The sequence below is a fragment of the Mycobacterium sp. DBP42 genome (genome assembly GCF_005924235.1).
In the GTDB taxonomy this organism is placed as follows: domain Bacteria; phylum Actinomycetota; class Actinomycetes; order Mycobacteriales; family Mycobacteriaceae; genus Mycobacterium; species Mycobacterium syngnathidarum.
Map to the genome: position 1 here is coordinate 76,968 of NZ_VCMY01000010.1, position 24,129 is coordinate 101,096.

22 protein-coding genes are annotated in these 24,129 nt (G+C 66.4%); 13 read left to right on the forward strand and 9 right to left on the reverse strand.

Annotated features, from left to right (window positions below; all coding sequences use genetic code 11):
- Window positions 1-333: 333 nt before the first annotated feature.
- From rplI to rpsF, 4 genes are all read right to left on the reverse strand, one after another.
- A complete protein-coding gene (gene rplI / locus E0T84_RS12895; protein WP_070184900.1) occupies window positions 334-789 on the reverse strand; it encodes a 50S ribosomal protein L9 in 456 nt (151 codons plus the stop codon).
- Between the two features lie 11 nt (window positions 790-800).
- Complete coding sequence (rpsR, locus tag E0T84_RS12900) at window positions 801-1,061, reverse strand: 30S ribosomal protein S18 (RefSeq protein WP_003884147.1); 261 nt, start codon at window positions 1,059-1,061, stop codon at window positions 801-803.
- A 36-nt stretch (window positions 1,062-1,097) separates the two neighbouring features.
- Window positions 1,098-1,601, reverse strand: coding sequence for a single-stranded DNA-binding protein (locus E0T84_RS12905; RefSeq protein ID WP_138744634.1), 504 nt, complete (start codon window positions 1,599-1,601; stop codon window positions 1,098-1,100).
- Between the two features lie 68 nt (window positions 1,602-1,669).
- A complete protein-coding gene (gene rpsF / locus E0T84_RS12910) occupies window positions 1,670-1,960 on the reverse strand; it encodes a 30S ribosomal protein S6 (RefSeq protein WP_070184899.1) in 291 nt (96 codons plus the stop codon).
- Between the two features lie 392 nt (window positions 1,961-2,352).
- On the opposite strand from rpsF, the gene E0T84_RS12915 reads away from it, so the two are divergent.
- Both E0T84_RS12915 and E0T84_RS12920 read left to right on the forward strand, forming a co-directional pair.
- Complete coding sequence (locus E0T84_RS12915; protein WP_083283893.1) at window positions 2,353-2,964, forward strand: hypothetical protein; 612 nt, start codon at window positions 2,353-2,355, stop codon at window positions 2,962-2,964.
- Window positions 2,961-3,560: a hypothetical protein gene (locus E0T84_RS12920; protein WP_138744635.1), complete on the forward strand. Its 600-nt coding sequence runs from the start codon at window positions 2,961-2,963 to the stop codon at window positions 3,558-3,560. Before E0T84_RS12915 ends, E0T84_RS12920 begins: the two co-directional genes overlap by 4 nt.
- Window positions 3,561-3,593: 33 nt before the next feature.
- Here the strand turns inward: E0T84_RS12920 and E0T84_RS12925 are convergent, their stop codons facing one another.
- The 3 genes from E0T84_RS12925 to E0T84_RS12935 form a co-directional block, all read right to left on the reverse strand.
- Complete coding sequence (locus E0T84_RS12925) at window positions 3,594-5,246, reverse strand: glycosyltransferase family 87 protein (RefSeq protein ID WP_138744636.1); 1,653 nt, start codon at window positions 5,244-5,246, stop codon at window positions 3,594-3,596.
- Window positions 5,243-7,627, reverse strand: coding sequence for a transglycosylase domain-containing protein (locus tag E0T84_RS12930; RefSeq protein ID WP_138744637.1), 2,385 nt, complete (start codon window positions 7,625-7,627; stop codon window positions 5,243-5,245). Before E0T84_RS12930 ends, E0T84_RS12925 begins: the two co-directional genes overlap by 4 nt.
- A gap of 175 nt (window positions 7,628-7,802) precedes the next feature.
- Window positions 7,803-8,225 carry a DUF5318 domain-containing protein gene (locus tag E0T84_RS12935; RefSeq protein WP_070185122.1) on the reverse strand — a complete coding sequence of 141 codons (423 nt, stop codon included), beginning with the start codon at window positions 8,223-8,225 and terminating at the stop codon, window positions 7,803-7,805.
- 70 nt (window positions 8,226-8,295) lie between these two features.
- Between E0T84_RS12935 and E0T84_RS12940 the strand changes: the two genes are divergently transcribed.
- From E0T84_RS12940 to E0T84_RS12985, 10 genes are all read left to right on the forward strand, one after another.
- Window positions 8,296-9,168 carry a DUF1707 domain-containing protein gene (locus tag E0T84_RS12940; protein WP_138744638.1) on the forward strand — a complete coding sequence of 291 codons (873 nt, stop codon included), beginning with the start codon at window positions 8,296-8,298 and terminating at the stop codon, window positions 9,166-9,168.
- 176 nt (window positions 9,169-9,344) lie between these two features.
- Complete coding sequence (locus tag E0T84_RS12945; protein WP_070185125.1) at window positions 9,345-9,890, forward strand: PadR family transcriptional regulator; 546 nt, start codon at window positions 9,345-9,347, stop codon at window positions 9,888-9,890.
- A 57-nt stretch (window positions 9,891-9,947) separates the two neighbouring features.
- A complete protein-coding gene (locus E0T84_RS12950) occupies window positions 9,948-11,039 on the forward strand; it encodes an inositol-3-phosphate synthase (protein WP_070185120.1) in 1,092 nt (363 codons plus the stop codon).
- A gap of 84 nt (window positions 11,040-11,123) precedes the next feature.
- Window positions 11,124-12,014 (forward strand): alpha/beta fold hydrolase, encoded by an 891-nt coding sequence (locus E0T84_RS12955; RefSeq protein ID WP_070185119.1) that lies wholly within the window; start codon window positions 11,124-11,126, stop codon window positions 12,012-12,014.
- Window positions 12,015-12,117: 103 nt separating this feature from the next.
- Window positions 12,118-14,202 (forward strand): PhoX family phosphatase, encoded by a 2,085-nt coding sequence (locus E0T84_RS12960; RefSeq protein WP_070185118.1) that lies wholly within the window; start codon window positions 12,118-12,120, stop codon window positions 14,200-14,202.
- Between the two features lie 15 nt (window positions 14,203-14,217).
- Window positions 14,218-15,024 (forward strand): LLM class F420-dependent oxidoreductase, encoded by an 807-nt coding sequence (locus E0T84_RS12965; protein ID WP_138744639.1) that lies wholly within the window; start codon window positions 14,218-14,220, stop codon window positions 15,022-15,024.
- A 103-nt stretch (window positions 15,025-15,127) separates the two neighbouring features.
- The gene (locus E0T84_RS12970) at window positions 15,128-15,793 is read left to right on the forward strand and encodes a GntR family transcriptional regulator (RefSeq protein ID WP_138744640.1); all 666 of its coding nucleotides are present in this window, start codon (window positions 15,128-15,130) and stop codon (window positions 15,791-15,793) included.
- Window positions 15,794-15,838: 45 nt separating this feature from the next.
- Window positions 15,839-17,611: an ABC transporter substrate-binding protein/permease gene (locus E0T84_RS12975; RefSeq protein ID WP_138744641.1), complete on the forward strand. Its 1,773-nt coding sequence runs from the start codon at window positions 15,839-15,841 to the stop codon at window positions 17,609-17,611.
- Window positions 17,611-18,348 (forward strand): amino acid ABC transporter ATP-binding protein, encoded by a 738-nt coding sequence (locus tag E0T84_RS12980; protein ID WP_075910469.1) that lies wholly within the window; start codon window positions 17,611-17,613, stop codon window positions 18,346-18,348. The genes E0T84_RS12975 and E0T84_RS12980 overlap by 1 nt, the downstream gene beginning before the upstream one ends.
- A gap of 76 nt (window positions 18,349-18,424) precedes the next feature.
- Window positions 18,425-18,907 (forward strand): MarR family winged helix-turn-helix transcriptional regulator, encoded by a 483-nt coding sequence (locus E0T84_RS12985; RefSeq protein WP_070185113.1) that lies wholly within the window; start codon window positions 18,425-18,427, stop codon window positions 18,905-18,907.
- A 4-nt stretch (window positions 18,908-18,911) separates the two neighbouring features.
- Here E0T84_RS12985 and E0T84_RS12990 read toward each other — a convergent pair whose 3' ends face one another.
- Entirely contained in the window at window positions 18,912-20,252 is a 1,341-nt protein-coding gene (locus E0T84_RS12990) for an amylo-alpha-1,6-glucosidase (RefSeq protein ID WP_070945594.1), read from the reverse strand.
- A gap of 77 nt (window positions 20,253-20,329) precedes the next feature.
- Between E0T84_RS12990 and E0T84_RS12995 the strand changes: the two genes are divergently transcribed.
- Entirely contained in the window at window positions 20,330-21,013 is a 684-nt protein-coding gene (locus tag E0T84_RS12995; protein ID WP_070945593.1) for an SDR family oxidoreductase, read from the forward strand.
- Window positions 21,014-21,062: 49 nt separating this feature from the next.
- Here the strand turns inward: E0T84_RS12995 and leuS are convergent, their stop codons facing one another.
- The gene (gene leuS / locus E0T84_RS13000; protein ID WP_070185123.1) at window positions 21,063-23,927 is read right to left on the reverse strand and encodes a leucine--tRNA ligase; all 2,865 of its coding nucleotides are present in this window, start codon (window positions 23,925-23,927) and stop codon (window positions 21,063-21,065) included.
- Window positions 23,928-24,129: the final 202 nt, after the last annotated feature.

Genomic DNA, 24,129 nt, shown 5'->3' on the forward strand with positions numbered 1-24,129 from the left:
ATAGGTCTCGGTCGCGGTGTTGAGGCTCTGGGGAGAACCTGTGGATCAATCCCTGGCGATCTGTTGTTTTCCCAGTTCAGGGTGCCATGGGGGCTGTCAGTCATTGTGTATGGGAAGTTCTTCGGCGTGTCGTGCCGGGTTGCCGTCCCGGGCGTGTTGTGTTGCGCCCAGGAACCGCCCCGGTTAACACCGAGTGTGCTTCGCTGTCCAGAGTTGCCCGCAACGGGTTCGCCAGAGATACAGCAAACGCCCGGGCGGAAACCTCTGCAGGCTCCCACCCGGGCGATCGAGTGCTGGCGGATCTACTCCGCTACGGACTCCTCCGCGCGGTGCTTATTCCGCGACGACGGACAGCGTCACCTTGGCTTCCACCCCGGTGTGCAGCCGGACGACAACCGGATGCGTGCCCACGGACTTGATGTGGGCCTTGGGCAGCTGCACGGTGCGCTTGTCCAAGTTCGGGCCGCCGGCCTTCTTGATCACAGCCACGACATCCGCCGCGGTGACCGAGCCGAACAGCTTGCCGGTGTCGGCGGCGGCGTGAACCGGCAGCGACACCTCGCCCAGGTTCTCCAGAGCGGTCTTGAGCTCGTTGGCGTGCTCGACACCCCGGATGGACTTGGCGTCGCGTGCCCGGCGGATCTCCTCGGCCTGGCGCTCGGCACCACGGGAAGCCACGATGGCCAGCCCACGGGGCAGCAGGTAGTTGCGGCCGTAGCCGTCCTTGACCTCGACGGTGTCGCCCGCGACACCCAGGTGCTCCACCTCAGCGGTGAGAATCAGCTTCATTGGTCTATCCCCTACCGCGTCGACGAGCCGAACGGCAGCAGAGCCACCTCGCGGGCATTCTTCACCGCGATGGCGACATCGCGCTGGTGCTGGACGCAGTTGCCGGTCACCCGGCGGGCGCGGATCTTGCCGCGCTCGCTGATGTAGGTGCGCAGCAGCGCGGTGTCCTTGTAGTCGATGACCTGCCCCTTACCCTTCTTGGAGCAGAACACGCACTTACGAGTCTTGACCGGCTTTTCCGGTGCCGGCCGTCGCTTTGTGGACTTGGCCATTGGTTATCTCTTCCTTGCAAAAATTTTCGTTGTTGATCAGAACGGCGGCTCGTCGTCGGCCCCGCTGAAGGAACCGGACGCCGGTGCACTGCCCCACGGATCGTCTTTGGGCTCGGCCTGGCGCGAACCACCGCCGCCACCACCACCGCCGAAGCCGCCGCCTCCGCCGCCACTACGGCTGGCCTTGTTGACCTTGGCCGTGGCGTAGCGCAGGGACGGACCGATCTCGTCGACCTCGACCTCGACAACGGTGCGCTTCTCACCCTCGCGGGTTTCGAACGAACGCTGCTTGAGCCGACCGGTGACGATCACCCGCGAACCCCGGGTGAGGCTCTCGGCCACGTTCTCGGCCGCCTCACGCCAGATGTTGCACCGCAGGAACAGCGCCTCGCCGTCCTTCCACTCGTTGGTCTGCCGGTCAAACATGCGCGGCGTGGAAGCAACGGTGAAATTGGCGACGGCTGCGCCGGACGGGGTGAAACGCAGTTCCGGGTCAGCGGTCAGGTTTCCGACAACTGTGATGGTGGTGTCACCAGCCACGAGATCCTCCTGGGTAGGCATGTCCGTTTGCGCGAAGCCTACGTAGCCCCGCCGACGACTGAGCGCCTTTAGTGCTTGTCGGTCCGCATCACCTTGGTCCGCAGCACGGACTCGTTCAGGTTGAGCTGACGGTCGAGCTCGGACACGGTGGCCGGTTCAGCCTTGACATCGACGATGGCGTAGATGCCCTCGGCGTGCTTGGCGATCTCGTAGGCCAGCCGGCGGCGGCCCCAGATGTCAACCTTTTCGACGGTCCCGCCATCCTTGCGGATGACGTTCAGGAACGTCTCCAGCGACGGAGCTACGGTGCGCTCGTCAAGTGTGGGGTCGAGAATGACCATGATTTCGTATGGACGCATTAGAACCTCATCACCTCCTCTGGTCGTGTACGGCCACGGTGGATTCCGTGGCAGGAGGGTCGCCTGCGTCGGCAACCGGCCCAGGCTACCCGAAATCGCCCTGATCTGCGAAATCCGGATAAGGTGAGTCCTTGGTTCTGGAGTCGAGGGGGATTGCGTGAACTATCCGTACGGGCCTTACGGGCAGGGCCCCGCTCTCCGGCGGGCGATACGCCGCGCTGATTGCCTTGATCGTGTTCAACTTCGTCTTCGGTCTCATGTTCCCCATCGCAACGCTGGTGCCGGCCATGGTGCCCTCGGCGACCGAATGGATCCGGGCGAGACCCGATCCCGTTGCACCCCAGTTTCATCCGCCCTATCCGAGTTGAACTGACATCAGGATCGGAGCAGTAGTGACCACTCCGCGCGGAACCCAGGATCAGGAGTTTCCCGGCGAACCCAGCTATCCAGAACAGCTCGGCCACCAACAGCCCGGATACCCACTGGGTGAAACCCTGCCTGCAGCACTGCCACCCGAGGCTGCCGCGGCATCGCCGAACTCGGTGACCGCGATCATCACGGTCGTCCTGGCCGGGATCGGCTCCCTGTTGACCCTCGGCAACGGCGTAGTCGGTCTGACCGGGCTGGCCGCGCTGGCCGGTGATGCGGGCATGCGAACCCTGGCCCTCAGATCCCCGGGGGCGCTGGCGTTGACCGTCCTCGCGACCCTGCTGAGTGTCGCCTGCGGACTCTTGCTCCTCGCCGGTACGGTGGCGCTGTTGCGGCACAAGATGATCGGCCGTCGCTTCATCGTCAGCGGCTGCGTGTTGATCATCCTGGGGAGCCTGATCAGCCTCGGACTGAGTCTCGCCGCGACAGCCCGCTATGGCGTCTACCAGATCAGCGCCCTGGCAATCTTGAGCCTTGTGCTGCCCCTGGCCACGATCGTGGTCGCCGTGCTGCCGTCGACCACGGCCTGGATCCAGGCGAAACGGGATCGGAAGGATCTCGAGAGGGACGTATGAACCATCCGTACGGGCCTTATGGGCAAGGGATTCCGCAGCAGGCCGGCTATCCGCAACCTGCGGGTTGGTCCCAACAACCGGGATGGCCGCAGCAATCCGGTTATCCGCCGTCCGGCTACCCGGGCTATCCACAGCCGAAGCTGCCCGGCGGGCCGAGCGGTGCCACGGGGATCCTCGCAGGCATCCTGGCGCTACTGGGCGGGCTGGCCGGCCTCTGCTTCAGCCCGCTGTCTGTGGTGACCATGGTCAGTGACCACGCATTCGACATCGTGGGCGCTGTCGTGGTCCTGTTCGGCGCCGGCTTCGGACTGGCGCTCTTCATCGGGGCGATACTGCTGTTCCGGCGCAACATGAACGGGCGGCGGCTCGTCGTCGGCGGCTGCGGCCTGGCCATCCTGACCGGCCTGGCGGTTCTGGCTGAGCAACTCACGAAGGATGACTACGACGGGGGCGCCGTCCTGACAATCGCAGTGCCGCTCTTCGTCTTTCCGATTCTGACGCTCGTCCTGACGATGCTGCCGCCGACCGCAAGATGGATCCGAGCGAAGCCGAGCCCCGTGGCAGTCCAGTACCAACCGCCCTATCCGGCGTACTGACCTGCGCGTGCCACCGCGCGTCATACGTCGCGTCTATCTGGCGTCCGCCAACTCCGGCTCTGGATCCGGCTTGGGCTCGATGCGGACGCGGTCAGCCGAGGGCCGCAGCCAATCCGGTAGCCAACGCGGCGGCTGGTCAGGTGCACGGTCGAACACCCCGCCGGTGGGATCATCAACGCGTCCGCCGTGGCGCACCAGGTCGAGCTCAGGACGGTAGATCTGGCGAATGATCAACGCGCACAACCCGATCACTGCCAGATCGCGTATCAGCACCGTAGTGGTGAACCACTGCTCGGGCAGACCCTTGTTCTGCTCGCCGTACAGATAGAGCATGCGCGGTATCCACACCAGCGCATCAATCGTCATCCACGCCAGCAGGACGCGACGATGCGGCAGCGCCAGGACGGCCAGCGGCACCAGCCACAGCGAGAACTGCGGGCTCCACACCTTGTTGGTCAGCAAGAATGCGGCAACCACGAGGAATGCCAGCTGCGCCAATCGCGGCCGCTGCGGCGCGGTCAACGCGATGTAGCCGATCGCGATACAGCAGGCGGCGAACAACACCGCGGTGACCGTGTTCAGCACCGTCGGCGGCTGCCAGAAGCCGAGGTCCGGATCGAAGCCGCGCCAATCGCTGAACGACTTGACCACGTTGTAGAGCGAGTCCATGTCGTCACCGCGACGAGTGTTGAGCCGGAAGAACTCTGACCATCCCCGCGGGAAGAGCACCATGATCGGCAAATTGATCAGCAGCCACGTGGCGACCGCGGTCAATGCCGCCTTGCCGACCGCCCGCAGCCGCCCGGTGCGCAGCCCGAGCAGTACCAGCGGGACGAACAGCAGCAGCGGATACAGCTTGGCCGCCACGCCGATTCCGATCAGCGCCCCGGCCCACACCGGTTTTCGCCGAGACCACGCCAGCATCGCGCCCGCCGCGGAAGCTGTGGCCAATGCGTCAAAGTTGGTGAACACCTGGAAGATCACGATCGGCGAACCCGCCACCAGCGCGGCATCCCACACCCGCCGGCCGGCCATTCGCGACGTAGCCCAGATTGTGGCCAGCCAGGCCAGCGCCAAGCCGAACGCCGAGAAGTTGAAGAACATCACCACTTCGGCCACCAGCGGGACCGATACCAGCTTGGTCAAGGCGGTGTAGGTCTTGGCCAACGACATCGACACGTACTGGTACAGCCCGGTGAGCACCGGGTACTCCATGTAGCGGATCGCCGGACTGCCGTCGTACTGGATGCGCGGGTTGCCGGTCGCGTCGTTCTCGACCCAACTGGACTTGTAGGGAAACTTCCCGAGGTTCAACAACTCTGCGGTGTAGAGCGGAACCGTGTCGGAATAGCACAGCTCGTAGTACGCCCGGTTGTTCTCCCAGTTGGCCACCCGCTCGCCCGCGGTCCCCTTGCCGGTGGTCTGCAGGCAGGCAGCCTTTGTGGTGTAGCCCAACGCCAGGAACACCACCGCGATCACAAACATCACCCGCAGCGGGGTCATGAACCGTGACCGGCCGATCAGAGCATGACGGCCGACCGGTCCACCGACGGTCTGCGACAACGCCTCGGTCAGCCGGTCGTTGCGGCTGGGGAGGTCGCGGTCGTCGGCGCTCCGCCGGTCTTCTGCCGGCGGAGCCGGTGAATCCAGCCCTGCCGGCGGAGCCGGCGATACCCGGTCCGTCACGGAGGTGGCGGCGGTACCGGAACGCCCGGTTCGCCGGGCACAACGGGAGCTCCCGGCGGCGGTCCGATCGGCACGGTCGTCGGAGGGCCGATCGGGATCGTGATGCCCGGGGCCACTTCGATGGTCGGTTGAATCACGGTCTCCGAAGGCATCACCGAGACCTGCGGGCCCGGCGGGAGGGTGCCGGGCGGCGGGGCAGGCGGGGCCTGTGGCACACCCGCATAACCGCCGATCTCGGTCGGCTTCGGGAACTTCTCGTTGTCAGTCCCCTTCAAGGCACCGTCCATGGTGGATTTCCAGATGTCCGACGGCAGACCGGATCCGTACACCGGGCCGCCGGACGCCGTCTTCAACGGTTCCACACCCTCGGAGGTACCCACCCAGACCGCAGTCGAAAGCGACGGCGTGTAGCCGACCATCCAGGCGTCGCGGTTGTCACCGGTGTCGCCGAGCTGGTTGGTACCGGTCTTGGCGGCCGAGGCGCGGCCGCCGGCCAGGTTGTGGCCGCGGGACCAGCCGGCGATCGGCTGCATGGCCGAGGTCACGTTGTCGGCCACTGCCTTGTCGATGCGCTGTTCACCCTCGTCCTGGCTGGAGGCATCGAACAGCACCTGGCCAGACGAGTTCACGACTTTCTGGACGAAGTGCGGCTTGTGGTAGACGCCCGAGGCGGCCAGCGTGGCGTACGCCGAGGCCATGTCGATCACCCGGGACTGGTACTGACCCAGCACCACGCCGTTGTTCGGCGGACCGCCCTTGCCGTCCTCGGACAGCGTGTGCTCGACACCGGGGAAACTCTCGGCGACGCCGGCGTCGTGCGCGGCCTTGGCCACGTCCTCGGGGCCGTTCTCGAGCTTGAGCATCAGCCGGTAGTAGCTGGTGTTGAGCGAGCGTTTGAGCGCCTCGGCGATCGAGCAGGTACCGCACCCCTCGCCTTCAACGTTGGTGATCTCGATGCCGTTGACGGTGATCGGCCCGCTGTCCACCTGGTAGCCCAGACCGATGCCCTGCTGCAGCGCCGCGACCAGCGCGAACACCTTGAACGACGAACCTGTCGGCAGACCGGCCTGGGCGAAGTCGAAGCCATTGGCGTCCGAGCCACCGTAGTAAGCCTTGACCGCCCCGTCACGCGGATCGACGGAGACCACCGCGGTCCGCATGTCGGGATCCTGCCCGTCCATGTACTTGGACACCGCGTTTTCCGCGGCCTGCTGGGCCTGCGGGTCGATCGTGGTGGTGATCTGCAGACCTTCGGTGTTCAGCGCCTGCTCGCTGATGTTGAACAGATCCAGCAGTTCCTTGGTGACCTGGCGCTCGATCAGTCCGTTCGGGCCGGTGGTCTGGTTCTCCTGGCGGGCCTGGTCCGGTGGCACCGTCGGCGGGAACACCTGCTCGGCACGGTCCTGAGCCGACAGCGCGCCGATGTCCACCATGCCGTCGAGTACCCAGTTCCACCGTTCGGCCGCGCCCTCCGGATCCACCGCCGGGTCCAGCGTCGACGGCCTCTGGATCAATGCGGCCATCAATGCGCCCTCGGCGACGGTGAGCTGTTCGACAGGCTTGTCGAAGTACGCCTTGGCGGCCGCGGCGATGCCGTATGAACCGCGGCCGAAGTAGATCATGTTCAGATACGCCTGCATCACAGCGTCTTTGGGCCATTCGCTGGCCATTTTGGTCGAGATGACCAGCTCCTTGGCCTTGCGGATCAAACCGCCGATGCCGGAGCGCTCGTCGCCGACCAATGCGTTCTTGACGTACTGCTGGGTGATGGTCGAACCGCCCTGCAGGTCACCGCCCACCAAGTTGTTCTTGATCGCGCGCAACAGGGCGGTGAAGGAAAAGCCGGGGTTGGAGTAGAAGTCACGGTCCTCGGCGGCCATCACCGCGTTGCGGACATGCTCGGGGATCTTGTCGATCCCGACGTCGACCCGGTTGCCTTCGGGGGGAACGATCCGGGCGATCTCGCTGCCGTCGCTGGCCAAGATCGTCGACACCTGATTGGTGCGGATGTCACCGGGCTGCGGGACGTCGACGATCAGGTACGCCATACCGAACGTCACCAGAGGAAGCAGGATCATCGCCACCACGGCGGCGATCGACAGACGTCGGATCAGCTTCCAGTTGATGTGGAACTGCCCCGTCGGCTTGGGCCCCGGACCCGACGGACCCGAGGGGCCCGAGCCACGGCCGCCTCCCGGCGGCGGAGGTGGCGAATTGGGTGGCTGCGGTTTCGGCGCCGGGGTGCCGTCCATCGCAGCTCTGATGACATCGAGTGGAGCCGGCTTCCCGTCGCGAACCGGAGGCAGCACCGTGGTGAGCCGATCGTCGGGCGGTGACGCCGGACGGCCGGGACGGCCCGCCGGCCCTTTTTCGCGTCCCACGGGACCGTTCTCGCGTCGCGCAGGTCCTGCCTCGCGCGCCGGGGGCCGGGGCTCCCGGACCGGGGACGTGTCCCGGGCAGGCGGTTTCTCCCGAGCGGGCGGCCGGTTTTCGCGCGCGCCGAGACGGTCAGCCGCACTACGGATGTCGTTGGCTGACCGGCTATGGCGCCCTTCGTTATTCACTGGCCGTACGCGCCGACTTGCGCGCGCCTCGAGTGCCACGTGCCTTCGGCGGCTTCGGCGCGCCCAGGACATATGACTTGACCAGATGATTCCAACTGCAGGTGCGGCATACCTCCACCACATGGACTGCGAACTCGTCGTAACGAGTTGCCAACATCACCAGCTCCTCCGCGGTGCGGGCCGAGCCCGATACCGGGCCCAGATGATCACCGAAAACCCACGACACCAGCGTGAGCTGCTCCTTACGGCAGATCGGACACATCACCGAACTCTGCTTGCCGTGAAACTTCGCCGCGCGAAGCAGGTAGGGATTGGCGTCACAGACCTCCGAGACGCCGGTGCGCCCCGAATAGACCTCAGCCAGCAGGGACCGACGCCGAAGCGCGTAATCCACCACCTGTCTCTGCAATCGCACGATGACCAGAGTACGTCGGCCCCCTGCACACCGAGGCGCGACCGCGTCACACCTCCTACGATCATCTTCCGTGGCAACCCGGCAACCCTCGAACACGCGGGCCAAAGACAGCGACCGCAACGACACCTGCAAGGTGCTCGACAACGCGCTGGGCGAAGGCCAGCTGTCCATGGAAGAACACCGCCAACGGGTGTCGGCGGCCACCAATGCCACGACGCTGGGCGATCTGGCCCGGCTGGTCGCCGATCTGCAGACCTCGAGCGCACCGGTGCAGCTGCCGACGCTGACCAAGCCCCGGCTGCCGCGCATCCGCAAGCCCGCCGGCTCCGGGTGGGGACTGCGGCTGGCTTCGGCCGCGGTGCTCGTCGTGCTCGGCATCGGCATCGGCTGGGGCCTGTACGGAAACACCCCCTCACCGTTGAGTTTCAACCCCGACCCGGGCGCCGTGCCCGACGGGATCGACCCGGTCGTGCTGACCCCGCCGACACAGCTGCAATCGCTCAACGGGGTCAAAGGACTGTTCGAGCAGATGCGCCAAAAGTTCGGCGCCACCATCGGTTTCGAGCTGCACATCGATCCCGATTCGGCCTTGCTGTACCGACCGGACCCGCAGGACAGCCGCAAGAAGGTCTACTACCGCTACACCGGCGGCTGGGGTGACCCGAGCACCCATCCGCGCACCGTCGACAAGAACGACCGTCTCGTCGACCTCGCCGCTTTCGACTACGAGAAGGTCCTCGGCATCATGCGGGGCGCACCCGACACCCTGAACACCAAACGTGCCGACGTGAAGAGCACGTGGCTGCGCATCACACCGTCCGAAGACCCTTCGACACCCGAGGCGATCAACATCGCCGTCATCGTCAGCAGCGATTTCGGGGGCGGCCGCATCGACCTCTACCCCGACGGCGCCGTCAAGAGCATGTACCGCAACAACGGCTGAGCGAGCTCGAGCGTCACGCTGGCGTGGCGCTCGGGGCCGGGAGCCACGCCAGCGTGACAATCGACTGCCGATCGGCATTCACTTGGCGCCAAATATATCGGCGCGATACAGTTGGCCGAGGTGTTGGTCCGTCGTAGCGATCAACTCCATCTGATCTGTCGAAAGGGGTGATCTCGATGCTGGAGCTCGCAATTCTCGGCCTCTTGCTCGAGGCACCGATGCACGGTTACGAGCTGCGCAAGCGATTGACGGGTCTGTTGGGGGCGTTCAGGGCGTTCTCGTATGGATCGCTCTACCCGGCATTACGACGCATGCAGGCCGACGGCCTGATCGTCGAGGACGCCGCACCCTTGGGACCGACCAAGGTGCGCCGGGCTCGGCGGGTATACCAGCTGACCGATGCCGGCAAGCAGCGGTTCAGCGAGTTGGTCGCCGACACGGGGCCACAGAATTTCTCCGACGACGGGTTCGGTGTCCACCTGGCCTTCTTCAATCGCACTCCGGCCGAGGCCAGGATGCGAATCCTGGAGGGGCGCCGCCGTCAGGTAGAGGAACGCCGGGAAGGCCTGCGTGATGCCGTGGCGCGGGCCAGTAGTTCTTTCGACCGCTACACCCGTCAGCTGCACCAGCTGGGCCTGGAGTCCAGCGAACGAGAAGTCAAGTGGCTCAACGAGTTGATCGCGGCCGAACGTACCGCGCAGGGACGCTCGGAGAACGCATGAGCACAGCCCCGCACAAGGCCCCAGGCCGAGCACACAGAACGAGTAAGGAGATCGTCCATGTCTGAGCACGCAGGAGAAATCCGGGTCGCCATCGTCGGCGTCGGTAACTGCGCGTCATCCCTGGTCCAGGGCGTGCAGTACTACCACAACGCCGACGAGAACGCGTCCGTGCCGGGCCTGATGCACGTGAAGTTCGGCCCGTACCACGTGCGTGACGTGAAGTTCGTCGCCGCGTTCGACGTGGACGCCAAGAAGGTCGGCTTCGACCTGTCCGAGGCGATCTTCGCCTCCGAGAACAACACCATCAAGATCGCCGACGTGCCGCCCACCAACGTGACGGTGCAGCGCGGCCCGACTCTCGACGGCATCGGCAAGTACTACGCCGACACCATCGAGGTCTCCGACTTCGAGCCCGTCGACGTGGTGCAGGCCCTCAAGGACGCCAAGGTCGACGTGCTGGTCTCCTACCTTCCCGTCGGCTCCGAAGAGGCCGACAAGTTCTACGCCCAGTGCGCCATCGACGCCGGCGTGGCCTTCGTCAACGCGCTTCCGGTGTTCATCGCCTCCGACCCGGTGTGGGCCAAGAAGTTCGCCGACGCCGGTGTCCCGATCGTCGGTGACGACATCAAGAGCCAGGTCGGCGCGACCATCACCCACCGCGTGATGGCCAAGCTGTTCGAAGACCGCGGTGTCACGCTGGACCGCACTTACCAGCTCAACGTCGGCGGCAACATGGACTTCCTGAACATGCTGGAGCGCTCGCGCCTGGAGTCCAAGAAGGTCTCCAAGACCCAGGCCGTCACCTCCAACCTGACCGGTTCGCTGGCCGGCAAGGTCGAGGACAAGAACGTCCACATCGGCCCGTCGGATCACGTCGCGTGGCTCGACGACCGCAAGTGGGCCTACGTCCGCCTGGAAGGCCGCGCCTTCGGTGACGTGCCGCTGAACCTGGAGTACAAGCTCGAGGTCTGGGACTCGCCGAACTCGGCCGGCGTCATCATCGACGCGGTGCGCGCCGCCAAGATCGCCAAGGACCGTGGCATCGGTGGCCCCATCGAGGCAGCATCGGCCTACCTGATGAAGAGCCCGCCGAAGCAGATCGCCGACGATGTCGCGCGCATCGAGCTGGAAAGCTTCATCGCGGACTAGTCGTTTTCACTCTGCGCCCAGGGCACGTGCTTCTCGCACGACTCCGCCCTGGGCGCAGAGTCGTTTCCGGGTTAGGGTCGGGGCGTGGTGAGCGACGACGCATTGATCGGTCTTGACGAGTTCGGGCTTCTCCACGAGAACGCCGAACAGGTTGGCGCAACCGCGATACCACCCGTGGAACGCATCGAGCAGGGGCCGATCAGTGCCCTGAAGTTCGGCACCGCGGCACCCCGGGTGGTGTTCCTGCACGGCGGCGGTCAGAACGCACACACCTGGGACACCGTGATCCTCGGCCTCGGTGAGCCCGCACTGGCCGTCGACCTGCCCGGCCACGGCCGCTCGGCCTGGCGCGAAGACGGTGACTACGGCCCGAAACTCAATGCCGCCACCCTGATTCCGGTGGTCGAGGCCCACGCTCCCAGCCCACGGCTGGTGGTGGGCATGTCGCTGGGGGGCCTGACGGCGCTGCGGATCGCGGCAACCGAGCCACGGCTGGTCCCCGAGCTCGCGCTCGTCGACGTCACGCCGTCGGCACCCGAACGGCACAACGAGATGACCAAAGCCCAGATGGGCACCGTCGCCCTGGTGCAGGAGAACCGCACGTTCCCCAGCTTCCAGGCCATGCTCGACGTCACTGTCGCCGCCGCCCCACACCGGGACCGGAATTCTTTGCGGCGCGGCGTGTTCCACAACTCCAAACAGCTCGAGGACGGCAGCTGGACGTGGCGCTACGACACGTTCCGCACCGGCGACGGGTTTGACGGGCTGTGGGACGACGTCCCGGCGATCACCATGCCCACCACGCTGATCCGCGGCGCCAACTCGTTCTTCGTCAACGACGACGACGCCGCGACATTCGCCGGCTCCGCGCCTGGGTTCCAGCGCACGCACGTTGTCGCCGACTCCGGCCACTCCGTGCAGGGCGATCAGCCGGCCAAGCTCATCGAGATCCTGCGCGGCATCCTCGATAGCTAGCAGGTTGCCTGCTGTTAACCCGCTGCTAGTTCAGCTCCCGTAGGTTTCCGCAAGTCCGGCCGCTCAGCCCGCGGCCGGTGTCTGGCGGAAGGATCTGCGCGGAATGCCGCTCGTACCGTTGAATCTGTTTGTCACCCACCGTGGAACGTCGTCGCGTCAGCACGTGACCTGCCGCTACCGATGTGGCGACGCGTGTTCGAAGCCGGCGCCCAACACCACCGACAACGAGTATTTCGGCGACATCGTCAAACAGATGTCACGCCGGTCGATGCTGCAGACCGCCGGTGTCACCGTGCTGGCAGTCGGGGCCGGAACCGCCCTGGCTGCCTGCGGTACCGACACAAAGCCCGGACCGACACCCGCACCGGCCGCGCGACCCGTCGAAACGCCGCCCGGAATGAAGTTCGCCGCGGTCGCACCGAACACCGAAGACGCCGTGGTGATCCCGGACGGCTACCAGCAGCGGGTCGTGATCGCGTGGGGCGACCCGGTACTGGCCGACGCCCCGATGTTCGACATCAACCGGCAGAGCGCCGACGCGCAGCGCAAGCAGTTCGGGTTCAACAACGACTTCGCCGCGCTACTGCCGATCGAAGGACGAGCCAACCGGTTTCTGTTGGTGACCAACTTCGAGTACGTCACGCCGGAATTCATGTTCCCCGGCTACGACGCAGCAGCGCCCACCCGCGAGCAGTTCGACATCGAGATCGCCGCGGTCGGGATGGGCGTGGTCGAGGTGGAGCGGGGCACCGACGGCGCGCTGAAACCCGTGATGGGCCGCTACAACCGCCGGATCACCGCTGACACTCCGTTCGCGCTGACCGGGCCTGCCGCAGGCACCGACTTCGTCAAGACCGCCGCCGACCCCACGGGGCGGACCGTCGCCGGCACCTTCGCCAACTGCGCCGGCGGCGTAACACCCTGGGGCACAGTGCTTTCCGGCGAAGAGAATTTCCACGGGTACTTCGGCGCCGCCGAAGGGGCCCCAGCGCCGAAGCCGGCCGACGCCGAGCGTTTCGACCGCTACGGCATCGAGCACGAACGCTCCGAGCTCAAGTGGGAAGACTTCGACCCGCGCTTCGACCTCACCAAGACCCCCAACGAGGTCAATCGCTTCGGTTACGTCGTCGAGCTCAACCCGTGGGATCCGGCGTCGACGCCCGTCAAGCACTCAGCGCTGGGCCGGCTCAAGCATGAGGGCGCCAACGTGTACGTGACCGGCGACGGCAGCGTGGTGGTCTACACCGGAGACGACGAACGCTTCGACTACATGTACAAGTTCGTCTCCGCCAAGAAGATCGCACCCGGCTGGAAGACCGGGGATCGCGCCGCGATGGCCCACAACCTGACCCTCCTCGACGAGGGCACGCTGTACGTGGCCAAACTGAGCAGCGACATTCCCGCCGGCGAGATCGACGGCACCGGCAAGCTCCCCGCCAAAGGCTCCTTCTCCGGAACCGGCACCTGGGTGCCGCTGCTGAGATCCGGACCTGACGGACAGGCCGAGTCCCTCGTCGAGGGCGTCACCGCAGCCGAGGCTGCGGTGTTCACCCGTATCGCCGCCGACAAGGCCGGCGCCACCAAGATGGACCGACCCGAGGACTTCGAGGCCAACCCGCACACCGGCAAGGTCTACGTGGCACTGACCAACAACGACAAGCGCGGCACCGAGGGCAAGGCCGGCGTCGACGCCGCCAACCCGCGCAACGAGAACAAGAACGGCCAGATCCTGGAGATCACCGACAATCACACCGGCACCGACTTCACCTGGGATCTGCTGTTGGTGTGCGGTGACCCCAAGGCGGCCGACACGTACTACGCCGGATTCGACAAAGAACAGGTCAGCCCGATCTCCTGCCCGGACAACCTGGCCTTCGACAGCCACGGCAACCTCTGGATCTCGACCGACGGCAACGCACTCGACGCCAACGACGGACTGTTCGCGGTGGCGCTCGACGGCCCCAACCGCGGTGAGACCAAGCAGTTCCTCACCGTGCCGGTCGGCGCCGAGACGTGCGGTCCGGTGGTGACCGACGATCTCGTCACGGTGTGTGTGCAGCACCCGGGCGAGGGCGACGACCACTCCCTCGACAAGCCCCTGTCGCACTGGCCCGGCGGTGCCGACACTCCCGCCCGGCCCGCCGTGGTCGCGGTGTGGAAGCCGGGCGGCCAGATCGGCACCGTCTGAGTACGCTCGGGAATTGTGAGCCATCCCATTCGCATTGGTGTGCAACTACAGCCGCAGCACTCCCCCAAGTACAGCCACATCCGCGACGCGGTGCGCCGCTGCGAGGACATCGGCGTCGACATCGCCTTCAACTGGGACCATTTCTTCCCGCTCTACGGCGACCCCGACGGCGCGCACTACGAATGCTGGACGATGCTGGGCGCCTGGGCCGAACAGACCTCGCGCATCGAGATCGGTGCACTGGTCAGCTGCAACTCCTACCGCAACCCCGAACTGCTGGCCGACATGGCCCGCACCGTTGACCACATCTCCGACGGCCGCCTCATCCTCGGCATCGGAAGTGGTTGGAAACACAAGGATTACCGCGAGTACGGGTATGAGTTCGGCACCGCGGGCAGCCGCCTGGACGATCTGGCCGAAGCACTGCCGCGCATCGAGGCCCGGCTGGCCAAGCTCAACCCGGCACCCACGCGCGAGATCCCGATCCTGATTGGCGGTCAGGGCGAGCGCAAGACGCTGCGCCTGGTGGCCGAGCACGCCCACATCTGGCATGCCTTCGTCGACCGCGACACCTACCCGGGCAAGGCAGCGGTCCTCGCCGAGCACTGCGCCACCACCGGCCGGGATCCGTCCACCGTGCAGCACTCGGCCGGGGTGCAGGAGTCCGGCGGCATCGACGCAATGCTGGCCGACGCCGACGCGCTGGCCGACCTCGGCGTCAGCATCCTCACCGTCGGGGTCAACGGACCCGACTACGACCTGACCGCCGCCGAGGCCCTCTGCCGCTGGCGCGACGGACGCGGCGCAAAGATCAGCGGATGAGCTGAGGGGACTCGCACCACCTCTTGGTTCCGCCCGTGAGAAACTTGCGCATCGCCAACGCACGGGGGGTGTGCGTCCCAACTCAATGGGGGAGTAATCAAGGGTGCCGAAAAACTATGGGATCAAGGAGAAGGATCAGGTTGTCACCCACATCATCAATCTGGTGATGACGGGCAAGCTTCGATCCGGTGACCGTATCGACCGCAACGAGATCGTCCGTGACCTCGGGCTGAGCCGCGTCCCGATCCAGGAGGCCGTGGTCCAGCTCGAGCACGACGGAATCCTCTCGACGCGGTACCACCGCGGCGCATTCGTATCCCGGTTCGACGAAGCCACCGTGGCCGAGCATCATGAGCTCTACGGCATCCTCAACGGGATCGCCTCGGCCCGCTGCGCCACCAGCCCCACCCCGCGTATCATCGCCCACCTCGACGACACGTTGCGGCTGATGCGTTCAGCAAAGGACACCAAGTCCTTCCAAGAGGCCTGCTGGGTGTACCGCGACGCGATCAACGACGAGTACGCGGGGCCACGCCTGCACGCCACCATCCGCGCCGGAAAGAGCTTCGCCCCCGCCGAGTTCTGGATCAGCTATCCCAAGGCAAAGGCCGATTTTCTCGCCAGCTACGAGGCCGAGACCGCCGCGATCCACGCCCGCGATCCCGAGGGAGCCCGCAAGGCCTGCACCGACCGCGCCGAGAAAATGGCGCAGATCATGATCGGCGAGCTCACCCGGCGCGGAGTATTCGGCGACTTGCGGTCCCCTTGAGCGGAATCGCTCATCACCGGGCATCCGCCAACTAGGTTGCATCAAATGGACGCCAGACGCTCGGCCGCGCTGCTGACCACGGTCCTGATCCTGCTCGGACTGCTGTGTGCGGCACCGGCAACCGCAGACGTCGATCAATGCGCACCCCCCGGGGTGGACAGCGCCAGCGCTCTGCCCACCAATCTGGCCGCCGCGGCCACCGGGCCCGGCGCCGACAAGTACACCACCGCCACCACCGCCCCCGTGGACACCGTGCGGGCCGACAACCTCGGTCTGGGCACCCCCGGCGTCCTGACCGTCGGCACGTTGTCGGACGCACCGCCCAGCATCTGCATCAATTCGGCCGGGCAGTTCACCGGCTTCGACAACGAGCTGCTGCGCGCGGTCGCCGACAAGCTCGGCCTGCGGGTCAACTTCGTCGGCACCGACTTCTCGGGCCTGCTGGCCCAGACCGCATCCCGGCGCTTCGACGTGGCCTCCTCGTCGATCACCACCACCGACGCCCGGCGTCGCACCGTCGGCTTCACCAACGGCTACGACTTCGGGTACTTCTCGCTCGTCGTGCCCACCGGTTCGCCCATCACCAGTTTCAGCCAGCTCGCACCCGGCCAACGCATCGGGGTGGTGCAGGGCACCGTGCAAGAGGCATACGTCGTCGACACACTGCACCTGCAGCCGGTGAAGTTCCCCGACTACAACACCGTCTACGCCAGCCTCAAGACCCGCCAGATCGACGCCTGGGTGGCGCCGTCGCAACAGGCCTCCGGCACGGTGCAGCCCGGCGACCCGGCCCAGATCATCGAAAACACCTTCAGCCTGGACAATTTCGTGGCGTGGGCGGTGGCCAAGGAGAACCGGCCGCTGATCGATGCGCTCAACTCCGGGCTGGACGCCGTCATCGCCGACGGCACCTGGGCCAAGCTGTATTCCGACTGGGTGCCGCGGGCCCTGCCGCCCGGCTGGAAGCCCGGCTCCAAGTCCGCCCCCGCACCCCAGCTGCCCGATTTCGCCGCGATCGCCGCAGCCAAGGAGAAACCGGCAGCCGGAGCCCCGGCCGCACCCAAATCGACACTCGCGCAACTGAGGGACTCGTTCCTGGACTGGGATCTCTACCAGCAGGCGATCCCCGACCTGCTGCGCACCGGCCTGCCCAACACGCTGATCCTGACCGTGTGCGCCAGTGTCATCGGGTTGGTACTCGGCATGGTCCTGGCGGTGGCCGGCATCTCGCGGTCGCGGTGGCTGCGCTGGCCCGCCCGGGTCTACACCGACATCTTCCGGGGCCTACCCGAAGTGGTGATCATCCTGTTGATCGGACTCGGCATCGGCCCGGTGGTCGGATCGCTCACCGGTAACAGCCCCTACCCGCTGGGCATCGCGGCGCTCGGGCTGATGGCGGCGGCCTACGTCGGGGAGATCTTCCGATCCGGCATCCAGAGCGTCGAGGCCGGCCAGCTGGAAGCCTCACGCGCCCTGGGGTTCAGCTATGCCTCCTCGATGCGCCTGGTCGTCGTGCCGCAGGGCATACGACGCGTGCTGCCCGCGCTCATGAACCAGTTCATCTCACTGCTCAAGGCCTCATCGCTGGTGTACTTCCTGGGCCTGGTCGCCAGCCAGCGCGAGTTGTTCCAGGTGGGCCGAGACCTCAACGCGCAGACCGGAAATCTGTCACCACTGGTGGCGGCCGGCGTGTTCTACCTGTTGCTGACCATTCCGTTGACCCACCTGGTGAACTTCGTCGACAACCGGCTGCGGCGCGGCCGAGCACCCGTCGAAGAGGAACTTCCGCCGGCCGCCACCGCGCAGGAGATGATCTGATGTCGGCACCACAGCCAGTTGCGCTGGCCGCCAAGGACATCCACCTGTCGTTCGGGCCGAACGCGGTACTGCGCGGGGTGGACCTGGACGTGCCCGCCGGCACCACGACGGCCGTCATCGGGCCGTCCGGATCCGGAAAATCGACGCTGCTGCGCACCCTGAACCGCCTCTACGAACCCGACCGCGGCGACATCCTGCTCGACGGCCGCTCGGTGCTCACCGACAATCCGGACCAGCTGCGCCAACGCATCGGCATGGTGTTCCAGCAGTTCAACCTGTTCCCGCACAAGACCGTTCTCGACAACGTCACCCTCGGCCCGCGCAAGCTCAAGCGGCTCAGCGCCGAACACGCCCGTACCGTAGGTCTCGAACAGCTGGACCGGGTTGGCCTGCGGCACAAGGCCGATGCACGTCCGAGCACCCTGTCGGGCGGCCAGCAGCAGCGCGTCGCGATCGCTCGGGCGCTCGCCATGGGTCCACAGGTGATGTTCTTCGACGAGGCCACCTCGGCGCTGGACCCCGAGCTGGTCAAGGGCATCCTGGAGTTGATGGCCGAGCTGGGGGCCGAGGGCATGACGATCCTGGCGGTCACCCACGAGATGGGTTTCGCCCGCTCCACGGCCGACGCGGTGGTGTTCATGGACCATGGCAAGGTGGTCGAGTCGGGAACCCCCGACCAGATCTTCGACTCCGCCGAGACAGACCGGCTGCGTCGCTTCCTGTCGCAGGTCCTGTGAGCCCAACGGGAGGCCCCTGCGCCAAACCCAACAAGCTGCCGACCTGGCAGCTTCAGACAGGTTAGACTAGCGAATTATGGTGGAGTCCGATTCACAGGTCACTGAGCTGGCCGGAGAGCTGCAACGCGTTCTCTCCAAGGTGTTCTCGGTGCTGCGCCGCGGAGACACCAACAAGGGCACAGCCGGCGAGCTCACCCTGGCCCAGCTCTCGATCCTGCTCACCCTGCTCGACCAGGGCCCGATCCGGATGACCGAGCTGGCCGCCCGCGAGCGGGTGCGCACCCCCACCACCACCGTGGCAATCCGCAGGCTGGAGAAGCTGGGCCTGGTCAAGCGCTCCCGTGACCCTTCCGACCTGCGTGCCGTACTCGTGGAGGTCACCCCGCGCGGGCTGGTGCAGCACCGTGAATCGCTGGCGGCTCGTCGAGCGGATCTGGCGGCACGCCTGGCCAACCTGAGCCAGGAGGACCTCGACACGCTCGCGACCGCGCTGGCTCCCCTGGAACGCCTGGCCGTCCAGAACGAGCAGACCCCGGCCGCCCACGCCAAATCCGAGTAGCGGGCTATCCCAACCAGTCCAACACCGCCGCGGCGGTCCACGACTGCTGCATGCTGCCCAACGGCTCCCCGGTGAACGGCTCGTAGTACTCGGCGAAAGTCCCGTCGCTGGCCTGGCGCAATCCTTCCCGGCGCAGGGTCGAGGCTCGCTCGGCCCAACCGCGACGGGCAAAGCACCACGAGAACAGCCAGGTCATCACCGGCCATACCGGGCCGCGCCAGTACTCCCGCGACCGGAAGTCCCGCGACACCGGAGAGGTGGACGGGATGAGTGCGTACCGCAGGTCAGGGTGCCCGCAGAACCGCGGCCCTTCCAGCAGCCGAAGAAGGGCCCGTTCACGATCGTGTGGCAACCCGCCGCACAGCAGTGGCGAGAACTGTGCGACCGTCTCGGTGGCCACCCACTTGTTCGCGCGGACGTCGTAATCCCTTGCCGCACCGCTACGCTCGTCGGTGGTCTCGACGACACCCAACCGGAACCGCTCGGCCCACGAATACAGGTCACGGACATCGGCGTGCGGACGCTTGTAGTCCTCCCCGATCTCGGCGAGCACCTGGCACGCCACCGAAAAGATCGCCGAGACGAACACGTCCTCGACCGCGAAGCTCATCACCTTCGGCAGCAGATCATCGTCGTAGCGAACGGATTTCATCTCTTCGAGGAGCCACAGATACCGGTCGTACTCGAGATCGCTGGGCCGCTGCGTGGCATCGGTGATGATCGCGTTGTCCTCGCGCTCATACTCGGGCACGTTGCCGGGAATCACGTTGGCGTAGGCGCTGTCCCAGCGTGGCGAATTGTCCATGCCGGACTCCCACCCGTGATACAGCGTGATGCGGCCGCGACCGTCCTGATCCCGGGTCTCGGCCAGCCAGCGATGCCAGCGCACCAGATCCGCCCACCGCCGATCCAGGAAGCTGGCTGCCACTGCCCGTGTCGACCGGCCCCGCGTCCGGGCGTGGTCGAGGATGCGCTGCACCGCGATCGCGTGCACGGGTGGCTGCGTGATACCGGAGGTGTGCCGGATCCGTGGCGCGTTGGCCGCCAGCGCCGACGTGGCCCACCGGGCGGGACCCGGAAAGTAGCCGTCAACACCGTTGGCGAACACGATGTGCGGGATCATGCCGTTGCGCCACTGCGCCGAGAGCAGGGTGTCGAGCTCCACCACGGCGCGCTCGACACTCAGCGGCGCCAGACCGATCGAGACGAACGCGGCATCCCAGCTCCACATGTGCGGGTACAGCAACGGCGCGGCCGTGGTCATCACACCCAGGTCGTTGCCGCGCAGCAGGTAGGCGGCCCGCGCGGCGAGCTGGGTGGGAGCGAAGCTGGGATCCGGTGGCATCCCTACCATGATGCGACCTCGCGCTCCGGCCCGCAGGTCGGCCACAGGCCGTTGGGCATCACAGTAACGTTGCAGTCGTGCCGTCTGCATTGATCACCGGAGCCGCTGGCGGCATCGGTTCGGCCATCGCCGCCGCCCTTGCTCCCACCCACACCGTGTTTCTGGCCGGGCGCCCGTCGGACCGCCTCGATGCGCTCGCCGACCGGCTCGGCGCACCGACCTGGCCGCTGGACCTCACCGACCCCGATTCGATCGAATCCGCCACCGAGGTGCTCAGCGAGCTCGACGTGCTGGTGCACAACGCCGGCGTGCTCTATCCCGGCCGGGTCTCGGAGTCCATCGCAGAGCAGTGGCGGGCATCCTTCGAGGTGAACGTGACCGGCGCGGTGGCGCTCACGCTGGCGCTGCTACCGGCGCTGCGGGCCGCTCGCGGGCATGTGGTGTTCATCAATTCTGGTGCCGGCCAAAAGGTTTCGCCCGGAATGGCATCTTACTCGGCGAGCAAGTTCGCCCTACGGGCGTTCGCTGACTCGTTGCGCGCCGATGAACCGTCACTGCGGGTCACCTCGATCTTCCCCGGCCGCACCGACACCGAGATGCAGCGCGACCTGGTGGCCTATGAAAGCGCGATGACCGACGGCACCGGTGAGTACGACCCGGACAAGTTCCTCAAGCCCGAGACGGTCGCCGGGCTGGTGGCCACGGCCGTCACCACCCCGCCCGACGGGCATGTCCACGAAATCGTGGTCCGCCCCGGGTGATTTGTGCACCGCCGGTAACGGTGGGCGTTACCGGAAGTGCACAAATCGCTCAGACGACGAGGTTGACCAGGCGGCCGGGCACCACGATGACCTTCTTGGGCGTGGCGCCGTCGAGGAAGGCCTGCACCTTCTCGTCGGCCAGGGCCGCGGCCTCGAGCCCGGCCTTGTCCAGATCGGCGGCGACGGTGATCTTGCCGCGCACCTTGCCGTTGACCTGAACGGGGAACTCGATGGTGTCGTCCACCAGATACTGCTGATCGGCCACCGGGAACGGCCCGTGCGTCAGCGAGGTGTCGTGGCCCAAGCGCTTCCACAGCTCCTCGGCCAAGTGCGGCGCCAGCGGCGCGACCATGAGGACCAGCGGCTCGATCGCGCCGCGGGCCGACACCCCCTCCTTGGTCAGGTGGTTGGTGTACTCGATCAGTTTGGCGGCCGCGGTGTTGTTGCGAAGCGCCGCATAGTCTTCGGTGACCCCGGCGATCGTGCGGTGCAGGATCTTGAGCGTTTCGGTGTCGAGCGCCTCATGCTCGTTCACACTGGTGGCGCCCGTCGATTCATCGACCACCACACGCCACACCCGCTGCAGGAACCGGTGTGCACCGACGACATCCTTGGTGGCCCACGGCCGTGACGCCTCCAGCGGACCCATCGACATCTCGTACACCCGCAGGGTGTCCGCACCGTACTCGTCGCAGATCTCGTCGGGCGAGACCGAGTTCTTCAGGCTCTTGCCGATCTTGCCGAACTCCTGGTTGACCTCGACTTCACCGTCCGGGCCCGGCCAGAAGAACTTCCCGCCGCGCTCGACGACTTCCGCCGCGGGCACATAGCTGCCACGGGAATCGGTGTAAGCGAAGGCCTGAATATAGCCCTGATTGACCAGGCGGCGGTACGGCTCACTCGAGCTGACATGGCCGAGGTCGAAGAGCACCTTGTGCCAGAAGCGTGAGTACAGCAGGTGCAGCACCGCATGCTCGACGCCACCGACGTACAAGTCGACACCGCCCGGATCGCTCGGTCCATGCTCGGCCGGACGCGGGCCCATCCAGTAGGCCTCATTCTCCTTGGCGCACAGCTCTTCCGAATTGTGCGGATCGGTGTACCGCAGCTCGTACCAGGAGCTGCCGGCCCACTGCGGCATCACGTTGGTGTCGCGGGTGTAGGTCTGCAGCCCGTCACCGAGATCCAGCTCGACATGCACCCACTCGGTGGCCTTGCCCAGCGGCGGCGACGGTTCACTGTCGGCGTCGTCCGGGTCGAAGGACACCGGCGAGTAATCCGGGACATCCGGAAGTTCCACGGGCAGAGCCGATTCCGGTAAAGCATGGGCGCGGCCCTCGGCGTCGTAGACGATCGGGAACGGTTCACCCCAGTACCGCTGCCGGGCGAACAGCCAGTCCCGCAGCTTGTATTCGATGCGAGCGCGGCCGCGTCCGTCGGCCTCCAGGTGTTCGATCACGGCCTGCTTGGCCTCGGCCACCGACATCCCGTTCAGGTAGTCGGAGTTGACCATGGTGCCGTCACCGTTGTAGGCGGCCTCGGTGATGTCGCCGCCGGCGACCACCTCGATGATGGGCAGACCGAACTCGGTGGCGAAATCCCAGTCCCGCTGGTCGCCGCCGGGCACGGCCATGATGGCGCCGGTGCCGTAGCCGGCCAGCACGTAGTCGGCGATGAACACCGGAACCCGTTGTCCGTTGACCGGATTGGTGGCATAGGCGCCGAGGAACACACCCGTCTTGGTCTTGTTCTCCTGGCGCTCCAGATCCGACTTGGCCGCGATCCCGGCCCGGTAGGCAGCGACGGCCTCCACCGGGGTCACCGCTCCGAAGGTCCACCGCGAATCGGTGCCCTCTGGCCAGGCATCGGCCACCAGCGCGTCGACCAGATCGTGTTCGGGGGCCAACACCAGGTAGGTGGCGCCGAACAACGTGTCCGGGCGGGTGGTGAAAACCTCGACATCGCCTGCAGCGGTGCCGAATTCGACCGAGGCACCGGTGGAGCGGCCAATCCAGTTGCGCTGCATGGTCTTGACCTTGTCCGGCCAGTCCAGCACGTCCAGATCGTCGAGCAACCGGTCCGAGTAAGCGGTGATGCGCATCATCCACTGCCGCAGCCGCTTCCGGAACACCGGGAAGTTGCCGCGGTCACTGCGTCCGTCGGCGGTGACCTCTTCGTTCGCCAGCACGGTGCCCAGGCCCGGGCACCAGTTCACCACCGAGTCCGCGCGATACACCAGCCGATACCCGTCCACCACATCGGCGCGCTCGGCCGCCGACAGCTCGGCCCACCCCCGGCCATCGTCGAGCGTGCGGGCCCCGGACTCGAACTCGGCCACCAACTCGCTGATCGGTCGGGCCTTCTTGGCATCGGTGTCGAACCAGGCGTTATAGATCTGCAGGAAGATCCACTGCGTCCACTTGTAGAAGTCGACATCGGTGGTGGCGAAGCTGCGCCGAGAATCGTGGCCCAGACCCAGCCGGCCCAACTGCCTGCGGAAGTTGACGATGTTGGCCTCGGTGCGGGTACGCGGGTGCGTCCCGGTCTGCACGGCGTACTGCTCGGCAGGCAGACCGAACGCGTCGAAGCCCAGCGCGTGCAGCACGTTACGACCGATCATCCGGTAGTACCGGGCGTAGACGTCGGTGGCGATGTAACCCAGCGGGTGCCCGACATGCAGCCCGTCACCGGACGGGTACGGGAACATGTCCTGCACGAACATCTTGTCGGCCGGAACCGACGAGCCGTCCTGCGGCGCGAGCGAGCCCACCGGGTTGGCCACGTTGAACGTCCCGAGCTCGGCCCAGGTCTGCTGCCAGGACTGCTCGATCTGACCCGCCAGCTCCGCGGTGTAACGGTGCTGCGGGGTGTCCTCTGACGGCTCTGCTTGGGTCGTGGTGGCGGGTTCGATCACGCCGTTCAGGGTATAAGGCCGGGGTTTGAGCAGCTCACCGCCCGTCTCACGGCGCACAAGCCACAGCTTGGTATCGGTTGCGTCGCGGCACTGTCAGGGGTTGATTCCAGGTCGATTGAGATGCTGGTGCCAGGCGGCAGACCCTGGATATTCTCGGCGCCTAGTGACGAGATTGCCTGGTGAGGGCATGGTTTGTGGGAGG